Origin of the sequence: Shewanella halifaxensis HAW-EB4, assembly GCF_000019185.1 — a bacterium.
GTDB classification, from domain to species: Bacteria; Pseudomonadota; Gammaproteobacteria; order Enterobacterales; family Shewanellaceae; genus Shewanella; species Shewanella halifaxensis.
Map to the genome: position 1 here is coordinate 863,092 of NC_010334.1, position 16,534 is coordinate 879,625.

Annotated in this window: 12 protein-coding genes; 2 read left to right on the forward strand and 10 right to left on the reverse strand. The window is 47.3% G+C overall.

Annotated elements, in window-relative coordinates:
* Positions 1-8 precede the first annotated feature (8 nt).
* The 6 genes from gshB to SHAL_RS03615 form a co-directional block, all read right to left on the reverse strand.
* On the reverse strand, positions 9-962 hold the full coding sequence (gene gshB / locus SHAL_RS03590) for a glutathione synthase (protein WP_012275829.1): 954 nt from the start codon (positions 960-962) through the stop codon (positions 9-11).
* A 144-nt stretch (positions 963-1,106) separates the two neighbouring features.
* Positions 1,107-1,838, reverse strand: coding sequence for a 16S rRNA (uracil(1498)-N(3))-methyltransferase (gene rsmE / locus SHAL_RS03595; RefSeq protein WP_012275830.1), 732 nt, complete (start codon positions 1,836-1,838; stop codon positions 1,107-1,109).
* Between the two features lie 13 nt (positions 1,839-1,851).
* Positions 1,852-2,556, reverse strand: a complete 705-nt coding sequence (locus tag SHAL_RS03600; RefSeq protein WP_223296272.1) for an endonuclease — start codon at positions 2,554-2,556, stop codon at positions 1,852-1,854.
* Between the two features lie 195 nt (positions 2,557-2,751).
* On the reverse strand, positions 2,752-3,336 hold the full coding sequence (locus SHAL_RS03605; protein ID WP_012275832.1) for a SprT family zinc-dependent metalloprotease: 585 nt from the start codon (positions 3,334-3,336) through the stop codon (positions 2,752-2,754).
* 315 nt (positions 3,337-3,651) lie between these two features.
* Complete coding sequence (locus SHAL_RS03610; protein ID WP_012275833.1) at positions 3,652-4,812, reverse strand: PA0049 C-terminal domain-containing protein; 1,161 nt, start codon at positions 4,810-4,812, stop codon at positions 3,652-3,654.
* 211 nt (positions 4,813-5,023) lie between these two features.
* Positions 5,024-5,935: a LysR family transcriptional regulator gene (locus tag SHAL_RS03615; RefSeq protein ID WP_012275834.1), complete on the reverse strand. Its 912-nt coding sequence runs from the start codon at positions 5,933-5,935 to the stop codon at positions 5,024-5,026.
* A gap of 122 nt (positions 5,936-6,057) precedes the next feature.
* Between SHAL_RS03615 and SHAL_RS03620 the strand changes: the two genes are divergently transcribed.
* Entirely contained in the window at positions 6,058-10,611 is a 4,554-nt protein-coding gene (locus SHAL_RS03620; RefSeq protein ID WP_012275835.1) for an ATP-binding protein, read from the forward strand.
* A gap of 149 nt (positions 10,612-10,760) precedes the next feature.
* On the opposite strand, the gene SHAL_RS03625 is transcribed toward SHAL_RS03620, so the two are convergent.
* The 3 genes from SHAL_RS03625 to SHAL_RS03635 all read right to left on the reverse strand — a co-directional run bounded on the left by SHAL_RS03625 (position 10,761) and on the right by SHAL_RS03635 (position 15,735).
* On the reverse strand, positions 10,761-12,005 hold the full coding sequence (locus SHAL_RS03625) for a cation:proton antiporter (protein WP_012275836.1): 1,245 nt from the start codon (positions 12,003-12,005) through the stop codon (positions 10,761-10,763).
* A 102-nt stretch (positions 12,006-12,107) separates the two neighbouring features.
* A complete protein-coding gene (locus SHAL_RS03630) occupies positions 12,108-14,699 on the reverse strand; it encodes a cation-translocating P-type ATPase (RefSeq protein ID WP_012275837.1) in 2,592 nt (863 codons plus the stop codon).
* A 133-nt stretch (positions 14,700-14,832) separates the two neighbouring features.
* The gene (locus SHAL_RS03635) at positions 14,833-15,735 is read right to left on the reverse strand and encodes a LysR family transcriptional regulator (RefSeq protein ID WP_012275838.1); all 903 of its coding nucleotides are present in this window, start codon (positions 15,733-15,735) and stop codon (positions 14,833-14,835) included.
* A 129-nt stretch (positions 15,736-15,864) separates the two neighbouring features.
* Here SHAL_RS03635 and SHAL_RS23195 point away from each other — a divergent pair, with 129 nt between their 5' ends.
* Positions 15,865-16,014 carry a hypothetical protein gene (locus SHAL_RS23195; RefSeq protein WP_190273620.1) on the forward strand — a complete coding sequence of 50 codons (150 nt, stop codon included), beginning with the start codon at positions 15,865-15,867 and terminating at the stop codon, positions 16,012-16,014.
* A gap of 248 nt (positions 16,015-16,262) precedes the next feature.
* Here the strand turns inward: SHAL_RS23195 and SHAL_RS03640 are convergent, their stop codons facing one another.
* A complete protein-coding gene (locus SHAL_RS03640; RefSeq protein ID WP_041415827.1) occupies positions 16,263-16,523 on the reverse strand; it encodes a DUF5062 family protein in 261 nt (86 codons plus the stop codon).
* Positions 16,524-16,534 lie beyond the last annotated feature (11 nt).

Genomic DNA, 16,534 nt, shown 5'->3' on the forward strand with positions numbered 1-16,534 from the left:
TCCTTTGGCTAAGCCGACTTATTAATGCGTGCTTCGATAGCATCCATCAACATGCCGGTGATGTCGACATCAAACGCCGCTTCAATTTCTTTGATACAGGTAGGGCTGGTAACGTTTATCTCGGTAAGCTTGTCACCGATAACATCTAGGCCGACAAAGATAAGGCCGCGCCTCTTAAGTTCAGGGCCAATTGTGCGGGCAATATGCCAATCTGACTCTGATAACGGCTGCGCCACACCTCGACCACCGGCGGCTAGGTTGCCACGGGTTTCGCCCTTTTGTGGTATACGTGCTAACGAATAGGGTACCGGTTCGCCATCGACCACTAAGATGCGCTTGTCACCTGAGGTGATATCGGGAATAAAGGCTTGCGCCATCGCATAGCGCTGTCCGTACTCGGTTAAGGTTTCGATGATCACGCCCGTATTAGGATCGCCAGCCTTCATTCTGAAAATCAATGTGCCCCCCATACCATCGAGTGGCTTGAGGATGATATCGCCCTTGGCTTGATGAAAGGCGCGAATGCGCTGCTCATCGCGGGTCACGATGGTTTCAGGGGTAAACTCAGCGAACCAAGCAGTAAACAGCTTTTCGTTAGCATCACGCAGGCTTTGCGGTTTATTAACAATTAGTACGCCTTGCTCTTCGGCGCGCTCAAGCATATAGGTCGCGTAGATAAACTCTGTATCGAAAGGAGGGTCTTTACGCATTAAGATCACGTCTAGATCGGCAAGTGGTGTATCGATAGCTTCTTCGAGCTGATACCACTGCTGGGGATCATTTTTAACGGTCAGTGCGCTCATGGTCGCCATCGCTTGGCCGTTTACCATGGCAAGATCTTTCATCTCCATGTAGAAAAGCTGATAACCACGGGACTGGGCAGCCATTAACATGGCAAAGCTTGAGTCTTTCTTGATGTTGATCTCGCTGATGGGATCCATCACGATGCCGAGTTTAATCATGGAGCGTATTCCTTATCTTGTATTCGTTTCAACGATAAATATGGGGGCGAGTGAGCCTATTTTCTAGCGTTGTACTCATAAACGTTTCTATGTAGCGGTGCGTGATACAGGCCACCGCTTTGAGGTGTAGCAATACCCGTGGGCTTATCCAATATCCCCGAACTTGAGCTGTAGAGCACTGATTGTTGTTAGTGCCGCAGTTTCGGTGCGCAGTACGCGTGGTCCTAACAATACATCGGTAAATTGGTGCTCTTCGGTCATGGCGATTTCGGGTGCGGATAACCCACCTTCTGGGCCGATAACGAGTCTTACTCTGTTATTCGGTAAGGTTAGGCCATTCACGCCGTGAGAGGCTCTTGGATGTAGATTGAGTTTGACGGCATCGGACGGCTCGGCGCACCAATCGCTAAGCTGCATAGCTGGGCGAATTACAGGAACGACACTGCGACCCGATTGCTCACAAGCACTGACCACAATCTTCTGCCACTGCTGAATTTTCTTCTCTAAGCGTTCACCGCTAAGCTTAACGCCGCAGCGCTCTGAAAACAGTGGTGTAATCGTATTTACACCAAGTTCTACAGACTTTTGAATGGTAAAATCCATTCTATCGCCGCGTGAAATCACCTGACCTAAATGTAAGTGCAGTGGTGACTCGCTGTTATTGGCCTCGCAAGAGAGGACCTTGACTTCGACATTTTTCTTACTGGCGCTGATGATTTCGGCTAGGTAGTCATTGCCGTCACCATTAAAAAGGCTAACTTGCTCGCCAACGGACATTCTTAGGACGCGACCAACGTGACCCGCAGCCTCATCATCTAAAGCGACTGCCTGGCCGATGACTAGCGATGATTCTTGATAAATTCTTGGCACTCTCATGATTTTACTAGCCTTATTCTGCGTATGTTTGCGAGTCTTTTAAGCGCTGACATTGAGCTTGTACAAACTCATTGTGATTGCCTTGAACTTTGGCAATCTCTGTATCGCGTCGACATTCAATAGTATCAACTGGATAGGTTTTATCCCATGCTTTAAATAACTTTAATTGGCTCTTGGACATTTTCAATGAGTAAGTTTGCTGCATATAGAGGTAGGTTCGCGCGATTTGGCCACGCGTGTGCGCTGGTGGCTGAACCTTACGGCCTTTAAAGTCGACACTCACTTGGCATTGACCATATTGTGTCGGCTTGGCGTTCCATTGGCTAAATCGATAATTACTGCGATCACCGTTAACTTCGCCAATAGCGGGGACTAGGTTGTGTAGATCGGCTTCCATCTTCTTGAAGACCTTGTCTTTACGGCCACAGTTCTTACGTCCTCCCTCTTGCCAGCAAAGGCGTTGGTGACCAAATTCCCACGCGGCGACAACGTGTTCCCACTCGATGCGCGCGGCGCGTTTTTCCTGTTTTCTAACTTCATAGCCGCAGCGTTCAAAGTCGGTAGTCCACTTCTTACCTTTGACTTCAATGTCACAGCCGCAATAAAAACTGGTTTGGGGTAAGTTTTTAAGATAAATGCTTCTGGCCAGTTTTTTCGCTTGGTTAAAGCTTTTTGGATGAGAGGGGGAAGCCTGCGTTGTTTGAGGTAACAGCCACATAAGGCCGAGCGCTACGGTGAGCACTTTAATAAATGACATCTAAAAAAATCCCTAAAAAATAACTTTAAATAACGAATCGTTTGTTCGCTGGCCGAGGATTGTATGTGAGCGGCCGGTTTGTCGCAATGTTAGATTTGTCGCGATGTTACGGGGAAAAGATACCGAGTCGATAAGCAGATAAACTGCCGTGAGACGCTACTTAGATAAGGACACTGGCTCAGATGTTAATTGTTGACGGCATCTGCGGCAGCGGTACTGGGTTTCGCCTCTAATCACCTTGTTGTGACGGCGAATGCTCAGATCCACAGGACCACATTGGCAGTGATATTCGAAGGTTTTTCCCTCGACGCTGCGGGTGTCGAAGCTGTGGGTTGTGCGCGGAACCCTAGCATATATATGCTGCATCAGATGTTGCCACTCAAGCCCATGGGGTTTTATTCGACCATAGAGTTGGTAAGCGAGTAGATGGCTGATCTCATGGGGAACCACATCATCAAGGAAGGCTTGCTGGTTATCGTTAAGTAGTTTGGGGTTAAAGCGTAACTTGTTTAACTGTAGATGAGCGGTGCCAGCACTCTTGCCACGCAGAGCAAAACTTATCTCCGGCCTAGGAAAGCGTTTGCCAAGCTTAGATTCTGCGATTTGGTAGCAATGCTCGACTTGCTGAGCCAGCTGTTGCTGTAACGGATCTGAAAAGGTCACGACAGGGTGAGACTTTAAAGTCGGTAGCGATGACTTTATACCCGGTAAGGATCTGAAAAGATTAAGCGATTTGAACATTTATTCTCACAACTGGACTGAAATTCCAAACTGAAATACTGGACTGAAAACTGGACTGAAATAATAGCACTCAACAAGCTAAGCTTGGTTATTTTACCCTAGAGGAAGGAGGCAGACCAGCGTAACTCGAGTCTATGGGGGAGGGCGAGTTTAGGCTTGTGCTCAGCACTGTCTATTGATTTGAGTACTGTCTATTGATTTGAGTACTGTCTACTGACTTGAGCACTGCTACTGATTTAAGTACTGTCTAACTATCTTGCTTGCTCGTTTAAGCACACGCGTACACAAACGAGCTAGATTAAGCCTAGTTACAATTTAGAGAGTGCTGGCTGCCGTGATCACCATATCTTTAACCTGTGTCACGATAGCACTCTCGGTTTTGACATCAAAAGCGGTGATACGCGGAGTGTGGATATGCCCTACAGGAATGCTGCTGTTAAATTGCTTTTGCAGCAATATAGCGCGGTATGAGATCTCGTTTGACAGGTAACCTCCACCAGAACCCTCTACCGATGTGGCAGCTTGTAGTTGCGCTAGGGAGCGGGCTTCAAATTCACCCTGTTCTAGAGTTGAAACCGTGTGGTTGTCATTGACTTTCCACGGGCCTTTTACCGTTTGCATTGCCGTAATAGGCAGAGAGAATTCAACAAACTCTGGGCCATTTAAACTGCCGCCATTAAATTTAGGTGCAATCGGTGTCTGTTTGCTTGCGCCTGTTAGCACATTGAGGTTATCGGGTGCTGCGGCGCTGCGATTGCGGCCAGGGAAGCGTTCGATATCAAAATCATCACGTCCCATACTGACGGTAAAGATCATATCGACGCTGTTATCACGATAGATGGGGGTGAGCAGCGACTCAATCATGCCCTCATCGAAATCGGCAAAGCGCACTGGGATCATTACGGTCTCTATCTGTGCCTGTTTACCATCGACCTTAAAGCGGTAACCGTCTAGTGCCAGCGCTGCGAGTCCTGACGGGTTGCTCTGTTCTATATTGCGGTCGAGAAAAAAAGGGTCAAAGCCTGTGAGTAGAATTCTTATCTGAGCGTCGTCTTTAAAGTCGAGATCGCTAAAACCACGTGATGACTTCTCAACGGCTTTAATCAAGATCTCTTGCTGCCAGGAAGCGATATTGAAGTCAGGTTTCTGGGTCTTGAGTAGCTCACGCATAGCGAGGCGATTCCAATATAGAGAGCGATCATCTAAATGGCCCGACTGCACATCTCTCACCGCTTGTTGCCATAATCTAAGCCCTTGATGGGCTACCATCTGGGTGACTTTTAGCTCATCGGAATGCTGACGATACTTTTCGCCTAAGCCGCCAACAAAGGCTTGATAGCGCTTGACTACCTGTGGCATAGCTTGGTTCGCTTGTGCAAGTCTCGACTCTTCAATGTCGAGTGTAGCAAAGGCACTATGAGGCAGCGTAAGCGCGGTGAAGGCACTAAGAAGCAGTGCTGAACGAGTTTTTTTCATTGCCAGTTCCTTTGATATTATTGCTGCAACACAAGCTTATCCATTTCAGGCTTAGTGTAGAGTAAGTTGCAGTTTTACATTGTTTTTTGAGATCTGTATTGCTCAGTATGCACCACAATAAATATCATTGAAAGTCGTGTGAATTATGCGCTAGCGATATAGTTAGGTTGGCTATCCTATTGCGTCTCGACGCGGGTAAGTTGAGAGGCTTCTACATCATCAATGATTGCAGAGATTCCTGACTGGTGAAACGTTTATGGAAGAAGTCTAAGAAGGCGCTAATATTAGTGGCCAGTTGTCGTCTGCTTGAATACACCCCGTAAACCTTAAATGCTTCCATTGGCCACTCTTGCAAGAGTGGCACTAGAGAACCGCTAGCCAATTCGTTTTTACAAACAGAGTTAGATAACATGGCGATGCCAAAATCATCCATAACGAATTGTTTAACCATAACAGCGCTATTGACTCGCACTTTACGCTGAAAGTTGACCATGGTTTTTCTAGCGCCTTTGCCTAAAGGCCAGATAGGCGCAGAACGTGACGTCCCCAATAAAATACCACTGTGCTCGGCTAAATCTTGAGGTGTTGCAGGAGTACCATGTATTTTTAAGTAGCCTGGACTTGCGACCAAGATCGGTTGACGTTCAAACAACAGTCTTGCCACTAAATCGGACGATTGTAGTGGGCCATATTTAATGGCGATATCATAACCTTCACCCACTAGACCCACGTCGCTGTCGGTAAACTGCACGTCGAGCTCAACATTGGGGTATAGACGCAGAAAGCCACTACACAATGTGGCAATTAACTCTTGGCTAAAAGAGACGGGAATTGCGATACGCAACAAGCCGGAAACGTCGTTATGGGTATTCTCTACTGTGGCTTTGGCAGCCTCTATTTCATCGCTTATACTGGAGCAATGCTGAAAAAACAGCGCGCCGACCTGAGTTAGGCTCAGATTACGGGTGTCTCGTTGCAAGAGTCGCACGCCGAGCTGTTCTTCTAGCTGGGCAACCTTGCGACTAATGGTTGATTTTGGCATGCCTATTTCACGGGCAGCTTGAGAGAAACCTTTAGCTCTAACAACTGCCGCAAAGAGCATCATACCGTTTAAATCAGGCATGTTATCTCCACTGTCTCAAATATGGAACAAAGCGTCTAGTGCAGTTTAATGGCAATTGACAGGATAACAAAGTTATATTTACGGGCTAAAAATTTCAGAGGCTAAAAGCAGAGGATCTTTCGATGACCAGCAAAAATCAGCCCGCTAACATGACTCAAGTGCAAACTGCCGATCCACTTTTTCTAAAAGCAGAGCAGTTAGCGAAAGACTTTTCATTGTTCCCAGAGCACAGCAAGCAGACGCTTTCAGAAGAGATTAAAGGTCTTTTAGACGATGACGCGATTCAAGCTAACCTAAAAGACTTGGCTCAGTTAGACGTTGATGGTTATGTCACTAAGGTGATCCAACCGACTCAAGATAAAAATCGCCCTGGTGCTAAGCGCATCATTGCCGACCTTAAAGGTAAGCTCATTACCGAAACCCATATCGGCCCTTTTTATAGTGCAGAGATTGAACTGAATTTTGGATCTCGTACTCGCCGTATCGGTTTTGTAGCCCAAGAGCGTACAACGGCAAACGGCGCGTGGATGCCAGAGCATCACATCGCTTGCTGTAAAGCCATTCGTCACTTCGCCGAACTGTCTATGCCGATTGTCTACCTTATCGACACTCCTGGTGCCGACGCGGGTGAAGTCGCCAACAGCCAGAACCAAGCACACTCTATTTCTAAAGCGATTGCCGAGAGCGCCAACGTTGACGTACCAACTGTCGGTATCGTTATCGGTGCGGGCTACTCTGGCGGCGCTATACCACTCGCCGCCGCAAACATCTTGCTATCGCTACGTGATGGTATTTTTAACACCATTCAGCCACAAGGTTTGCAAAGCATTGCGCGTAAGTACAACTTGTCTTGGCAGGAATGTGCGAAATCTGTAGGTGTATCGCCAGAAGAGCTTTATACCTCTGGTTGCATCGATGGCATCATCGACTTCTCGCCATCAGATAAAGATGAGCGTCAACATAACCTGCGCCGTGCAATCATCAGCAGCATCGAAGCAGTAGAGAAAGCAGCGATAAACTTTGTTAGTGAGTCAGAAGACTTACGTGAGCATTACAACCGCAGTTTAGCTCGTTTCTTAAACCCATCTAAGAGTCTAGAAGCGTTAGAGCTTAATGCAGAATTGGCGGTTGCTAACAACCCAACCATGCATTTGAATCTATTTGGTAGTGCTTACCGTTATTTGCGTTACTTAACGCTGCGTAGTCGTATTCACTCTATCTCACTAGAACAGTATGGTCGCCTATCTAAGGTGAGCGTGCCTGAAGGGGACTTGCTTGCACGTATTCAGCAAGAGCAAGACAGAGTGTTCCAATCTTGGCTATCAAGCCCTGATAAACTGGTTTATGACGAAGATTTGAACAAGCTATGGGGCAACTTCATCGCTAAGCGTGATGATGTGTCTACCGAGCGTAACATGCTAACGCGTTTGATTTTGGGTGAACCAAAAGAGAACTATAAGAAAGCCCGTAAGGCGCTGATCTTTAATATTAGCTGGTCGTTATACCATCGCTGGAAAGGTAACGCTGAAAACAACTTCAAGGGGCTAATTCACTACCTAGAGACACTACCATCTGAAGTGACTCAAGCTGATTGGCCAGAGCTTAACAAGTTAACCGTGTTAGATGTGATTGTTCATGACGAGCTTCGTGAAGACTTCATCTGGCAGTGCCATAATATCTTGGTATTTGATGCGCTTTACGACAACGTCGTGGGCAATCTTGCGTCTATCGCAAAAGAAGCCATGATGTCTAAGAGCTTGTCACGTAACTCAGTTGATAACCTGCTACACGACTCGATAGACCGTGCGCTTTCAACGCAAAATGTTGCCAACGACAAGAGCAAGTTCTACAAGTGGCTGAAGTACTTTATGTCACAGTCAAACCGCGCCGAGCTACTGACTCGTACCGAGCAGTGGAAGAGTGTTGGTTTCCCACAGTTGAACGATAGTCTATTCGTTATTTTGACTTACTTCTTCGAGCGTTTACTGCCTGAATACTTCGACAGCGAAGAAGAGAGCGGTGAATACACTGGCGCAATTAACCCTGTGCGTATCGGTCGTCGTAAAGACTTCTGGAACCGTTTGACTATGGGTTACCAAGATTTGCTAATCCAGAAAGTACTACGTGACGAAAAGCGCACAGGCAAAATGGGTTGGGAATCAATTGTCGCTAAGTTCTTCACCGAATTTGAAGAGATTAACGGTGATAAGATTTCAGCTAACTTATTGAACTTCCCTGGCTTTCGTCTTTCAATCGAAGATGCATTAGACAGGGGCATTCGCCCATGTGGTTTAATCACCGGTCTTGCGGATTTCGAGCATAACGGTCAGCCAATGCGCGTGGGTGTGGCGGTATCAAATACGGCATTCCAAGCGGGTGCATTCGATATGGCGGCAGCTGAGAAATTTAGTGCGCTATTGATTGAGTGTGCTAAGCGTAAGCTGCCCGTTATCTGTTTTATCAGCTCGGGTGGTATGCAGACTAAAGAAGGTGCTGCGGCGCTATTCTCTATGGCTGTTGTAAACGATCGTATTACTCGCTTTATTCGCGATAACGAATTGCCAGTATTGATGTTTGGTTTCGGTGACTGTACTGGTGGTGCACAGGCGAGTTTTGTGACTCACCCTCTGGTGCAAACTTATTACCTATCAGGTACTAACATGCCGTTTGCTGGTCAAATGGTTGTTCCGGCATACTTACCGTCTACTTCAACGCTATCTAACTACTTGTCTAAAGTACCTGGCGCGATGGATGCCCTAGTTACCAACCCATTTAGTGACACGATTGACGATCAACTACAAAGCATCGATCCATTGATGCCTAAGCCAACGGCTAAGATTGTTGATGTGATTGCTAGCGCGGTATCGACACTGGTACCTGAAAGATTGATCGCTGAAGAAGTGATTGTTCAGGATGACCCTCGTCAGCTAATGAAGCCGATTGAGAAAGTACTGGTTCATGCTCGTGGTTGTACCGCGGTTAAGCTTATCCGTAAGGCCCATGATAACAATATCAAGGTCGTACTGGTTGCATCAGACCCAGATATGACTTCTGTACCTGCAGACATGTTAAAAGACAACGACAAGCTAGTTTGTATCGGTGGTAACACTTCAGATGAAAGTTATCTAAACGCCTATTCGGTGCTTAAAGTCGCCGAATACGAAAACGTTGATGCATTGCACCCAGGTATCGGTTTCTTATCTGAGAGCCCGCAGTTTGCTGCACTTTGTGTCAACAACGGCGTTAACTTTGTCGGCCCTAGCGTGCACAGCATGACGACTATGGGTAACAAGTCGAATGCGATTAAGACGTCACAGGCGCAAAACGTGCCAGTTGTACCTGGTAGCCATGGTATTTTGACTAATGCTGAGCAAGCGGTAAACGTTGCGAGCGAAATCGGTTACCCAGTACTGCTTAAAGCGGTACAAGGTGGTGGCGGTAAAGGTATTCAGGTTGTTGAGCGTCCAGGCGACATGATCTCCTTGTTCCAAAAGACCTCTACTGAAGCGGCAGCTGCATTTGGTAATGGTGATCTTTACCTAGAAAAATATGTGACTTCACTACGTCACATCGAAGTCCAGTTACTACGTGACCAGTTTGGTAACACTAAGGTACTGGGTCTACGTGACTGTTCTGTGCAGCGTAACAACCAGAAAGTGGTTGAAGAGTCTGGTTCAACGATGTTGCCAGATGAGCTTAAGCAGCGCGTGATGGAATATACCCGTTTATTGGGTGATGCCACTGATTACATGGGCGCGGGTACCGTTGAATTTATCTATAACTTAGACGCGAATGAAGTCTACTTTATGGAGATGAACACTCGCCTACAGGTTGAGCATCCCGTTACTGAAGCCACATCAGGTATCGATATTGTCAGTGCTGGTTTTGATATCGCTGCGGGTCGCTCGATTGCCGAGCTAGAGCCACAAAATATCGGCTACGCGATGGAAGTGCGTGTAACGGCAGAGAAAGCCGCCCTTGATAGCCATGGCGTACTGCAGTTACTGCCGTACCCAGGTCTAATCACTGAGTACCAGATGCCTGAGCGCGATGACATTGAAATCATCTCAATCGCTGGCGAAGGTAAAGAGGTTTCTCCTTACTACGATAGCTTGATTGCCCAGATCATCTGCCGTGGTGAGAGCCGTGAAGATGTGATTGTTAAGTTACACGACTACCTAGCAAATCAAGTCGTGATTAAAGGTATCGCGACCAATATTCCATTGCTAACGCGCATCCTTAAAGATGGCACCTTCAATGAAGGCGTATACGATACTAATTATCTACCACGCTTTATGGCTGAGCTAGACGTGTCTGAGATGATTGCTGAAATGGAAGCGGCTGCAGAGACTGTTGGTGTTGATACAGCATCACTTCGCGTGGGTGAGAGTAATGAGCTTAAAGTTATGGCTCAAGGCGCAGGTATCTTCTATACCTCTCCAGCACCGGGTGAAGCTGACTTCGTTAAGGAAGGCGACATCGTTACTGTAGATCAGACTTTAGCGCTTACAGAAGCGATGAAGATGTTCTCGCAGGTGACGCTAGCCGGCTTTAACCGTAAGAATGCAGTACTTTACCCTGAAGATCAGCAGTATCGTATTGAGCGTATTCTTAACAGTAACGGTCAACAGGTGTCTCAAGGTGAATTACTCTTCGTAGTATCACCCGTTGCCTAACCGTTTAGTTATTCCCCTATAGGCCTGATTGAAGGTAATAGAGGAAAGTTAATCAACTAAAAATACCCACGTAATGTGGGTATTTTTTTGTACATGGAACTACTTATCCCTGAACGCAGGGATTGCGTAGGAAGGGGGGTATCTGAAACTTATTGTTTATCGACGCCGTGATAGCGAATTAGAAAGGCTAATAACAGTGGGGTAATAATGCTGGTGGCAATTGCCATGATCACAATCGCTGAGAAGAGTCCAGAGATAATCGGCGGGGTAGGGTCTGGGTGGTTGAATAGTCCGGCTTGCAAGGCAACACCTGCTAAAACAATCTCGACAGCTCCTCGGCCACTCATCGCGACTCCGATCCGCAGCGACTCTTGGGTACTGTGGCCTGTGGCGCGCGCGCAGAGTCCGGCTCCTATTAACTTACTGAGCACGGCGACGATAATGAGTAACGCGACAAACCAGGGGATAGAGACCAGAGCGGTTAAGTTTAGATGGAACCCTATCGACACGAAAAAGATTGGTGCGAGAAAGCCGGAGGTGATGCCGGAGGTCTGCCTCTCTACTCGGTCATATATTTTTTTTTCCACCACGGCAGGATGAAAAAACATGCCTGCGACGAAGGCGCCGATAATGAAATGTAGCCCCAGCAATTCCGCCAGCACCGCGTACGCCAGAGAGGCGATCAACAGCATACTAAAATCGATATCGGGAATATTGACGTACTTAAGGTAACGGCCGACCACAGGAAACAGGTAGTAACCGACAGGGATGGTAATCGCGAAGAACAACAGCACCTTGGCTAACAGCGGGCCCCATAAGCCCAAGCTAAAAGAGAGGGTGCCACCATTGGAGATGGTCGCTAACAACAGTGCGAGGATAAATAAACTTAACAAGTCATCCCAAAGCGCCGCGGCGACAATGGTCTTGCCCTCTTCGGTATCTAAGCGGTTAAACTCCATCAGCATTCGAATGGTTACTGGCACGGCGGTAACCGCAAGGGCAGTGCCTAAGAACCAACTTTGGACTGTCTTGAAGGGGGACTCAGGAAATAGCATCAGTCCTATCAGGGTGCCTGCAATAATAGGCACTAACATACCGCCGACCGCCACAGCGGGGGCTGAGCTGGATGTTTTCTTAAAGTCCAGTGGGCTCATTCTCACGCCCGCCAATAGCATGAGGAAAAACATCCCCAGATCGGCCAGCGCCTCAAACGCTTCACCTTGAGTCACCTGCCATAGCAGGGGGAATAGGTCTTGAAAACGGTGAAGAAACAGCCCCAGTGCGATCCCTGACACCAGCTCACCCACGATTGGCGGCAAATTTAACCGTTTGGCTAGCACCGCAAATACTCGGGTAACTGTTAGCAATACAAGAACTAAATATAGAAAGCGCATCTGTATTTCCAACCCTCTGGTTGACTAATATTAGAATAGTTGTGGGCCTGTATTAAGTCTAATATTTGACCTAGTCACGGTACTCCACCTTACAAATCGTTACTATTCTCGCGGATGTTCAGCTATCGAGACTGCTGATTTAGGATGATGCTTAGTGTGCCAATACTTTTTATGTGCTTCGTCCACAACGAAGAGCACTGAGGCTGTGGCGAGCAAGACAAGCCACTGTTCTAGGCTAATAGGGCTGAGCTGCAGTGCATCACTGAGTCCAGGTGTATACATGGCACCAATATGGATCCCTTGGGCCACAAGAATGCCGATAAGCAATATTGGGTTACTAAACAGAGGTGTCCGCAGTAAAGATCTGTGTTCAGAGCGACTGTTGAGTGCGTGAACGTTTTCAAATAACACCATCAACATTAATGTTAGATTTCGAGCCTCAACTTCATCGACGCCCATATGTAGCGAACTCGCAAATAGAGCGAATGCCACCAAGCCCATGGTGAGAGCACTGCTGCAGACTCTCTCAAGCATGAGTCGATCGAAAATGGGTTCCTTTGGTGATCGCGGGGCTTGAGATAACTCTCTGCCTTCGGCAGGCTCGAAGGCAAGCGCAACATCTTGCACACCATTGGTGACGATATTGAGCCAGAGGATCTGAAGCGGGAAGAGGGGAATTGGCAGTGCAAATAATACGCTGAGGATAAACAGCAAGATCTCAGCGGCTCCAGTGCTGATAAGCAGGTAGATCACCTTACGGATATTGTTATAGACGATGCGCCCTTCGATAATCCCCTTTACTATGGAGCTAAACTTATCATCGGTGAGCACCAAGGATGCGCTTTCTCTGGCCACATCGGTCCCCCTAAGACCCATGGCGATCCCCACATGGGCGTGCTTTAGTGCTGGAGCATCATTGACGCCGTCTCCGGTCATGGCGACAAACTCGCCCTGTCTGATAAGCGACTCGGTGATCTCCATCTTCTGTTTGGGCTTTACCCTGGCAAACACTCTATGGTTAGCCACCAGTCGATCAAAGGAATTGATATCCTCAAGCCTTGCTTGTTCGAGTTGCTGACCCGTGATTGCGCTATCGGTCTCACCGGCAATTTTGAGCTGTTGTGATAAGCTCAGTGCAGTCGCTGGGTGGTCTCCTGTGATCATCGCCACCTTGATTTTAGCTTGTCGACAGGCAGCTACCGCATCGATAGCATCGGGCCTTAAGGGATCGCTCATGGCGACTAAGCCTAGAAATTTCAGGCCATTGAAGTGATCATCGAGTGGCGTGCCTGTACCATGAGCCAAGGCGAGGACTCGATAACCACGCTTAGCCATAGAGTGGCTTTGGCTAAGAATGGTTTGCCGCATCTCTTTGCTCATTGAGCACATGGGTAGGATCTTCTCTACCGCCCCTTTTACCGAGATCTCGGGACCCGCTTCTGTTTCATCGACACTGGCACCAAAACCTTTCTCCGACTCATAGGGAAACAGAGTCAGCCGCTTACGCCTTGTATCGGGGAGAGTTTTAAGCTTGTGGCCTAAAATGAGAAATGCCAGATCGACCCCATCACCATCGGCATGAACCTTATCCTCCTCAAAGACCAAGTGTGCCTCATTGGCAAAGACTCCAACGGTGACTAACTGTTTGAGTGCAGTTTCATGCTGCAAGTCGACCGGGCTATCGTGTCCGTGACGGTATGCCTGACCCGTTGGGCTCAGCCCCTCTCCTGTTACATCATATAGCTGGTCGTTTGCCAGCCAGATTTGACCTATGGTCATCTCGTTGACCGTCAAGGTGCCAGTCTTATCAGAGGCGATAAAGGTGCAGGAGCCGAGCGCCTCAACCGCAACCAGTTTACGCACGATGACGTTTGCCTTCGCCATGCGTTTCATACCGATGGCAAGCGCCACGGTAATCGCTGCAGGGAGACCTTCGGGGATGGCCGATACGGCTAATGCAACGCCGAGTAGAAAGACCTCAGAGAGGGCGGCGCCACGCAGGAGAGTGAGGCCAAATATAAAGGCGATGATGATGAGAATCGCGATTGCGATCCGCAGGGTAAACTGATCGATCCTCTGCATTAGCGGCGGCTTGGTTGGCTCGCCTTGATGGACAAGCTTGGCTATCTGGCCAATTTGAGTCTTACTCCCTGTAGCGATGACTTCGCCTTCTGCTCGGCCATGAGTGACTAAAGTACCTGCAAATGCTTGTTTCGTATTGCTAACTGAGATTGACTCTCCTGTTAGGGCTGACTCATCGACCTGAAACTGGGTGGATTGTTTAAGCGCTATGTCGGCACCGATGCGGTCGCCGCTATTGAGTATGAGCCAATCACCAGGAACTACGTCCTCACTGGGAATGAGTATAGGGTGAGCATCACGCAAAACACGACTTTGCTGGGGTACCATATGAGCCAATGAATCGGCAGCCTGCTGCGCCGAGTACTCTTGAATGGTGCCAATGAGAGCGTTGATCAGTAATACTGCTGAGATAAAGAATGCATTAATAAGTTGCCCCAGCAGCAAGCAGACAATAACGGCCACCAGTAGTACGTAGATAAATGCGCTACGAAACTGGAGTAGAAATAGCGATAAGAAGCTATTTCTTGAGGGTTTTGGCAAACAGTTCTTACCGTACTGTTGCAACCGCGCCAGTGCCTGAACGGTCGTCAGTCCTTGAGTTGCCACAGCCACATTATCCCCCGCTATCCAGATTTGTTTATCCCTTGTTCTATAGTCAATAATTATAGGTAAAGAAATAAAGTTTGGGGCTTGATCGCATCAAGGCTTGGTTGTGACGAGGATTAAAGGATCTAAGGAGTCAAAATTATTTATACAGAGGGGTATCAGGACTTAGCTCGCGGCTTAAGTTGATGAAGCTTTCTGCTGCAGGCGTTAGTGGTAAGTTTTTACGCCAAATCAGCGCCAGATCCCAGGTTAAGTTCGGCGACAATGGCCGATAAACTAGCTTGTCTGAGGTTACCTTGTCGCAGATAGGCTTTGGCAAGATGGCGACTCCCATCTGGGCCTCTACCATAGCGGCAATAAAATCCCATTGGCCGCTTTGGGCCGCAATATTGAGTTCCACATTGGCCTTGCGGCTTAATCTATGGATAAGTTTTGTAAGAGAAAAATCATCGTTATAGAGAATAAAGGGGTGAGGCTCAATAGCGGCCCATGTAATAGCCTCTGACTTTTCAAGTTTATGGCCGTTGGGTATGCATGCTAATAGAGGGTAACCCTTAAGGTTATGGCTATAAAACTCCTGCGAGTGTGTAGTAGGAAGCGCGGTAAAGGTGAGATCTAAGGTGTCATTGAGTAGTGCTTGCTCTGCACCGAAGCCGCCTAATTCGACGATGCTGACCTCAATTTTTGGGAAGCGTTTACGATATTCGCTGAGCAGACTAATAATCATCTCACCCATCATGGGGCAGACACCCAATCGTAACTGTCCTGTTTGCAGGCCATTCAAGCTATTCAACTCTTCTTGTAATCGATGCCACTGTCCAACTATTTGTTGAGCGCTATTGGCAAGCATTCGTCCGGCTTCAGTTGCGATCACTTTTTGATTATTTCTAATCAATAGCGGTTGCTCTAAATTTTCTTCTAAGCGCTGGATCATCTTGCTCAGTGTCGGCTGAGTAAGGTGTAATTTTTCTGCAGCGCGGGTGTAGTTACCAACCTCTAGTAAGGTCACAAAGCAGTGCAAGCTCTTAATCTGTATGTTCATGCTTAAATGGAATTTAGTTGATGGTTATTATTCATTTTACTAATAGTAGGATAAGGATTACTTTGACCGCAAGCACACTATTTCGACTATTTTATCGCAACTACTTTTATAGTAACGACAGGAAAAAAAATGAAGTCATATCAAGGTTTATTCGCTCAAGCTCTATATTTAGCCGCTAAACCAATGGATAAAGCCGAAAAGCAAAAGCTCGAGAATGCCTCTCGCCAGCAGCAATCTTTAGCCCAAGAGCAGACAAAGCCAAGTAAACTGGCTTCATAACATTATTGCTTAGTGATTTAGCTTGATAAAGGTTTGCGTTAAACCTTGCATCTTTAGTTGCACTTGCTCGCGTCAAAATCCCTCAAACTTGGCGTGAGTATTTTGCTTAAAATAAAAGATGACTTTGTCATATTCCCTGCATTAGGCCTTACCTAATAGGTTTAAGCTACTGCTTTTTTGAGGGAAGACCTCGATGAGTAATACCTGCCACTGAGCGTAGCAGGTGGATTGATAGTGACAAGTAATGATCAGTTAAGCAGTTCATGCTCTGGTGGCAGTTGGCGGCTGATCCATAACACCAGTTTGTGTTTCATATTGGGGCCATCTTCTTTGTCTTTTGATAATGCTTGGATAAGGTTATCTTGCACCAGTAACCGATAAATACATTCAACTTTGTCTTTTGGAGAGATCCCTTGACCAAAATCGGCAAAACCTCTCTTCTTGGCGTAGCCAACACCAATTTCTAACGCAAGTTTGAGTAGCTGTGCATCGTGCTTACCTGACTTCATATTAACGCTTC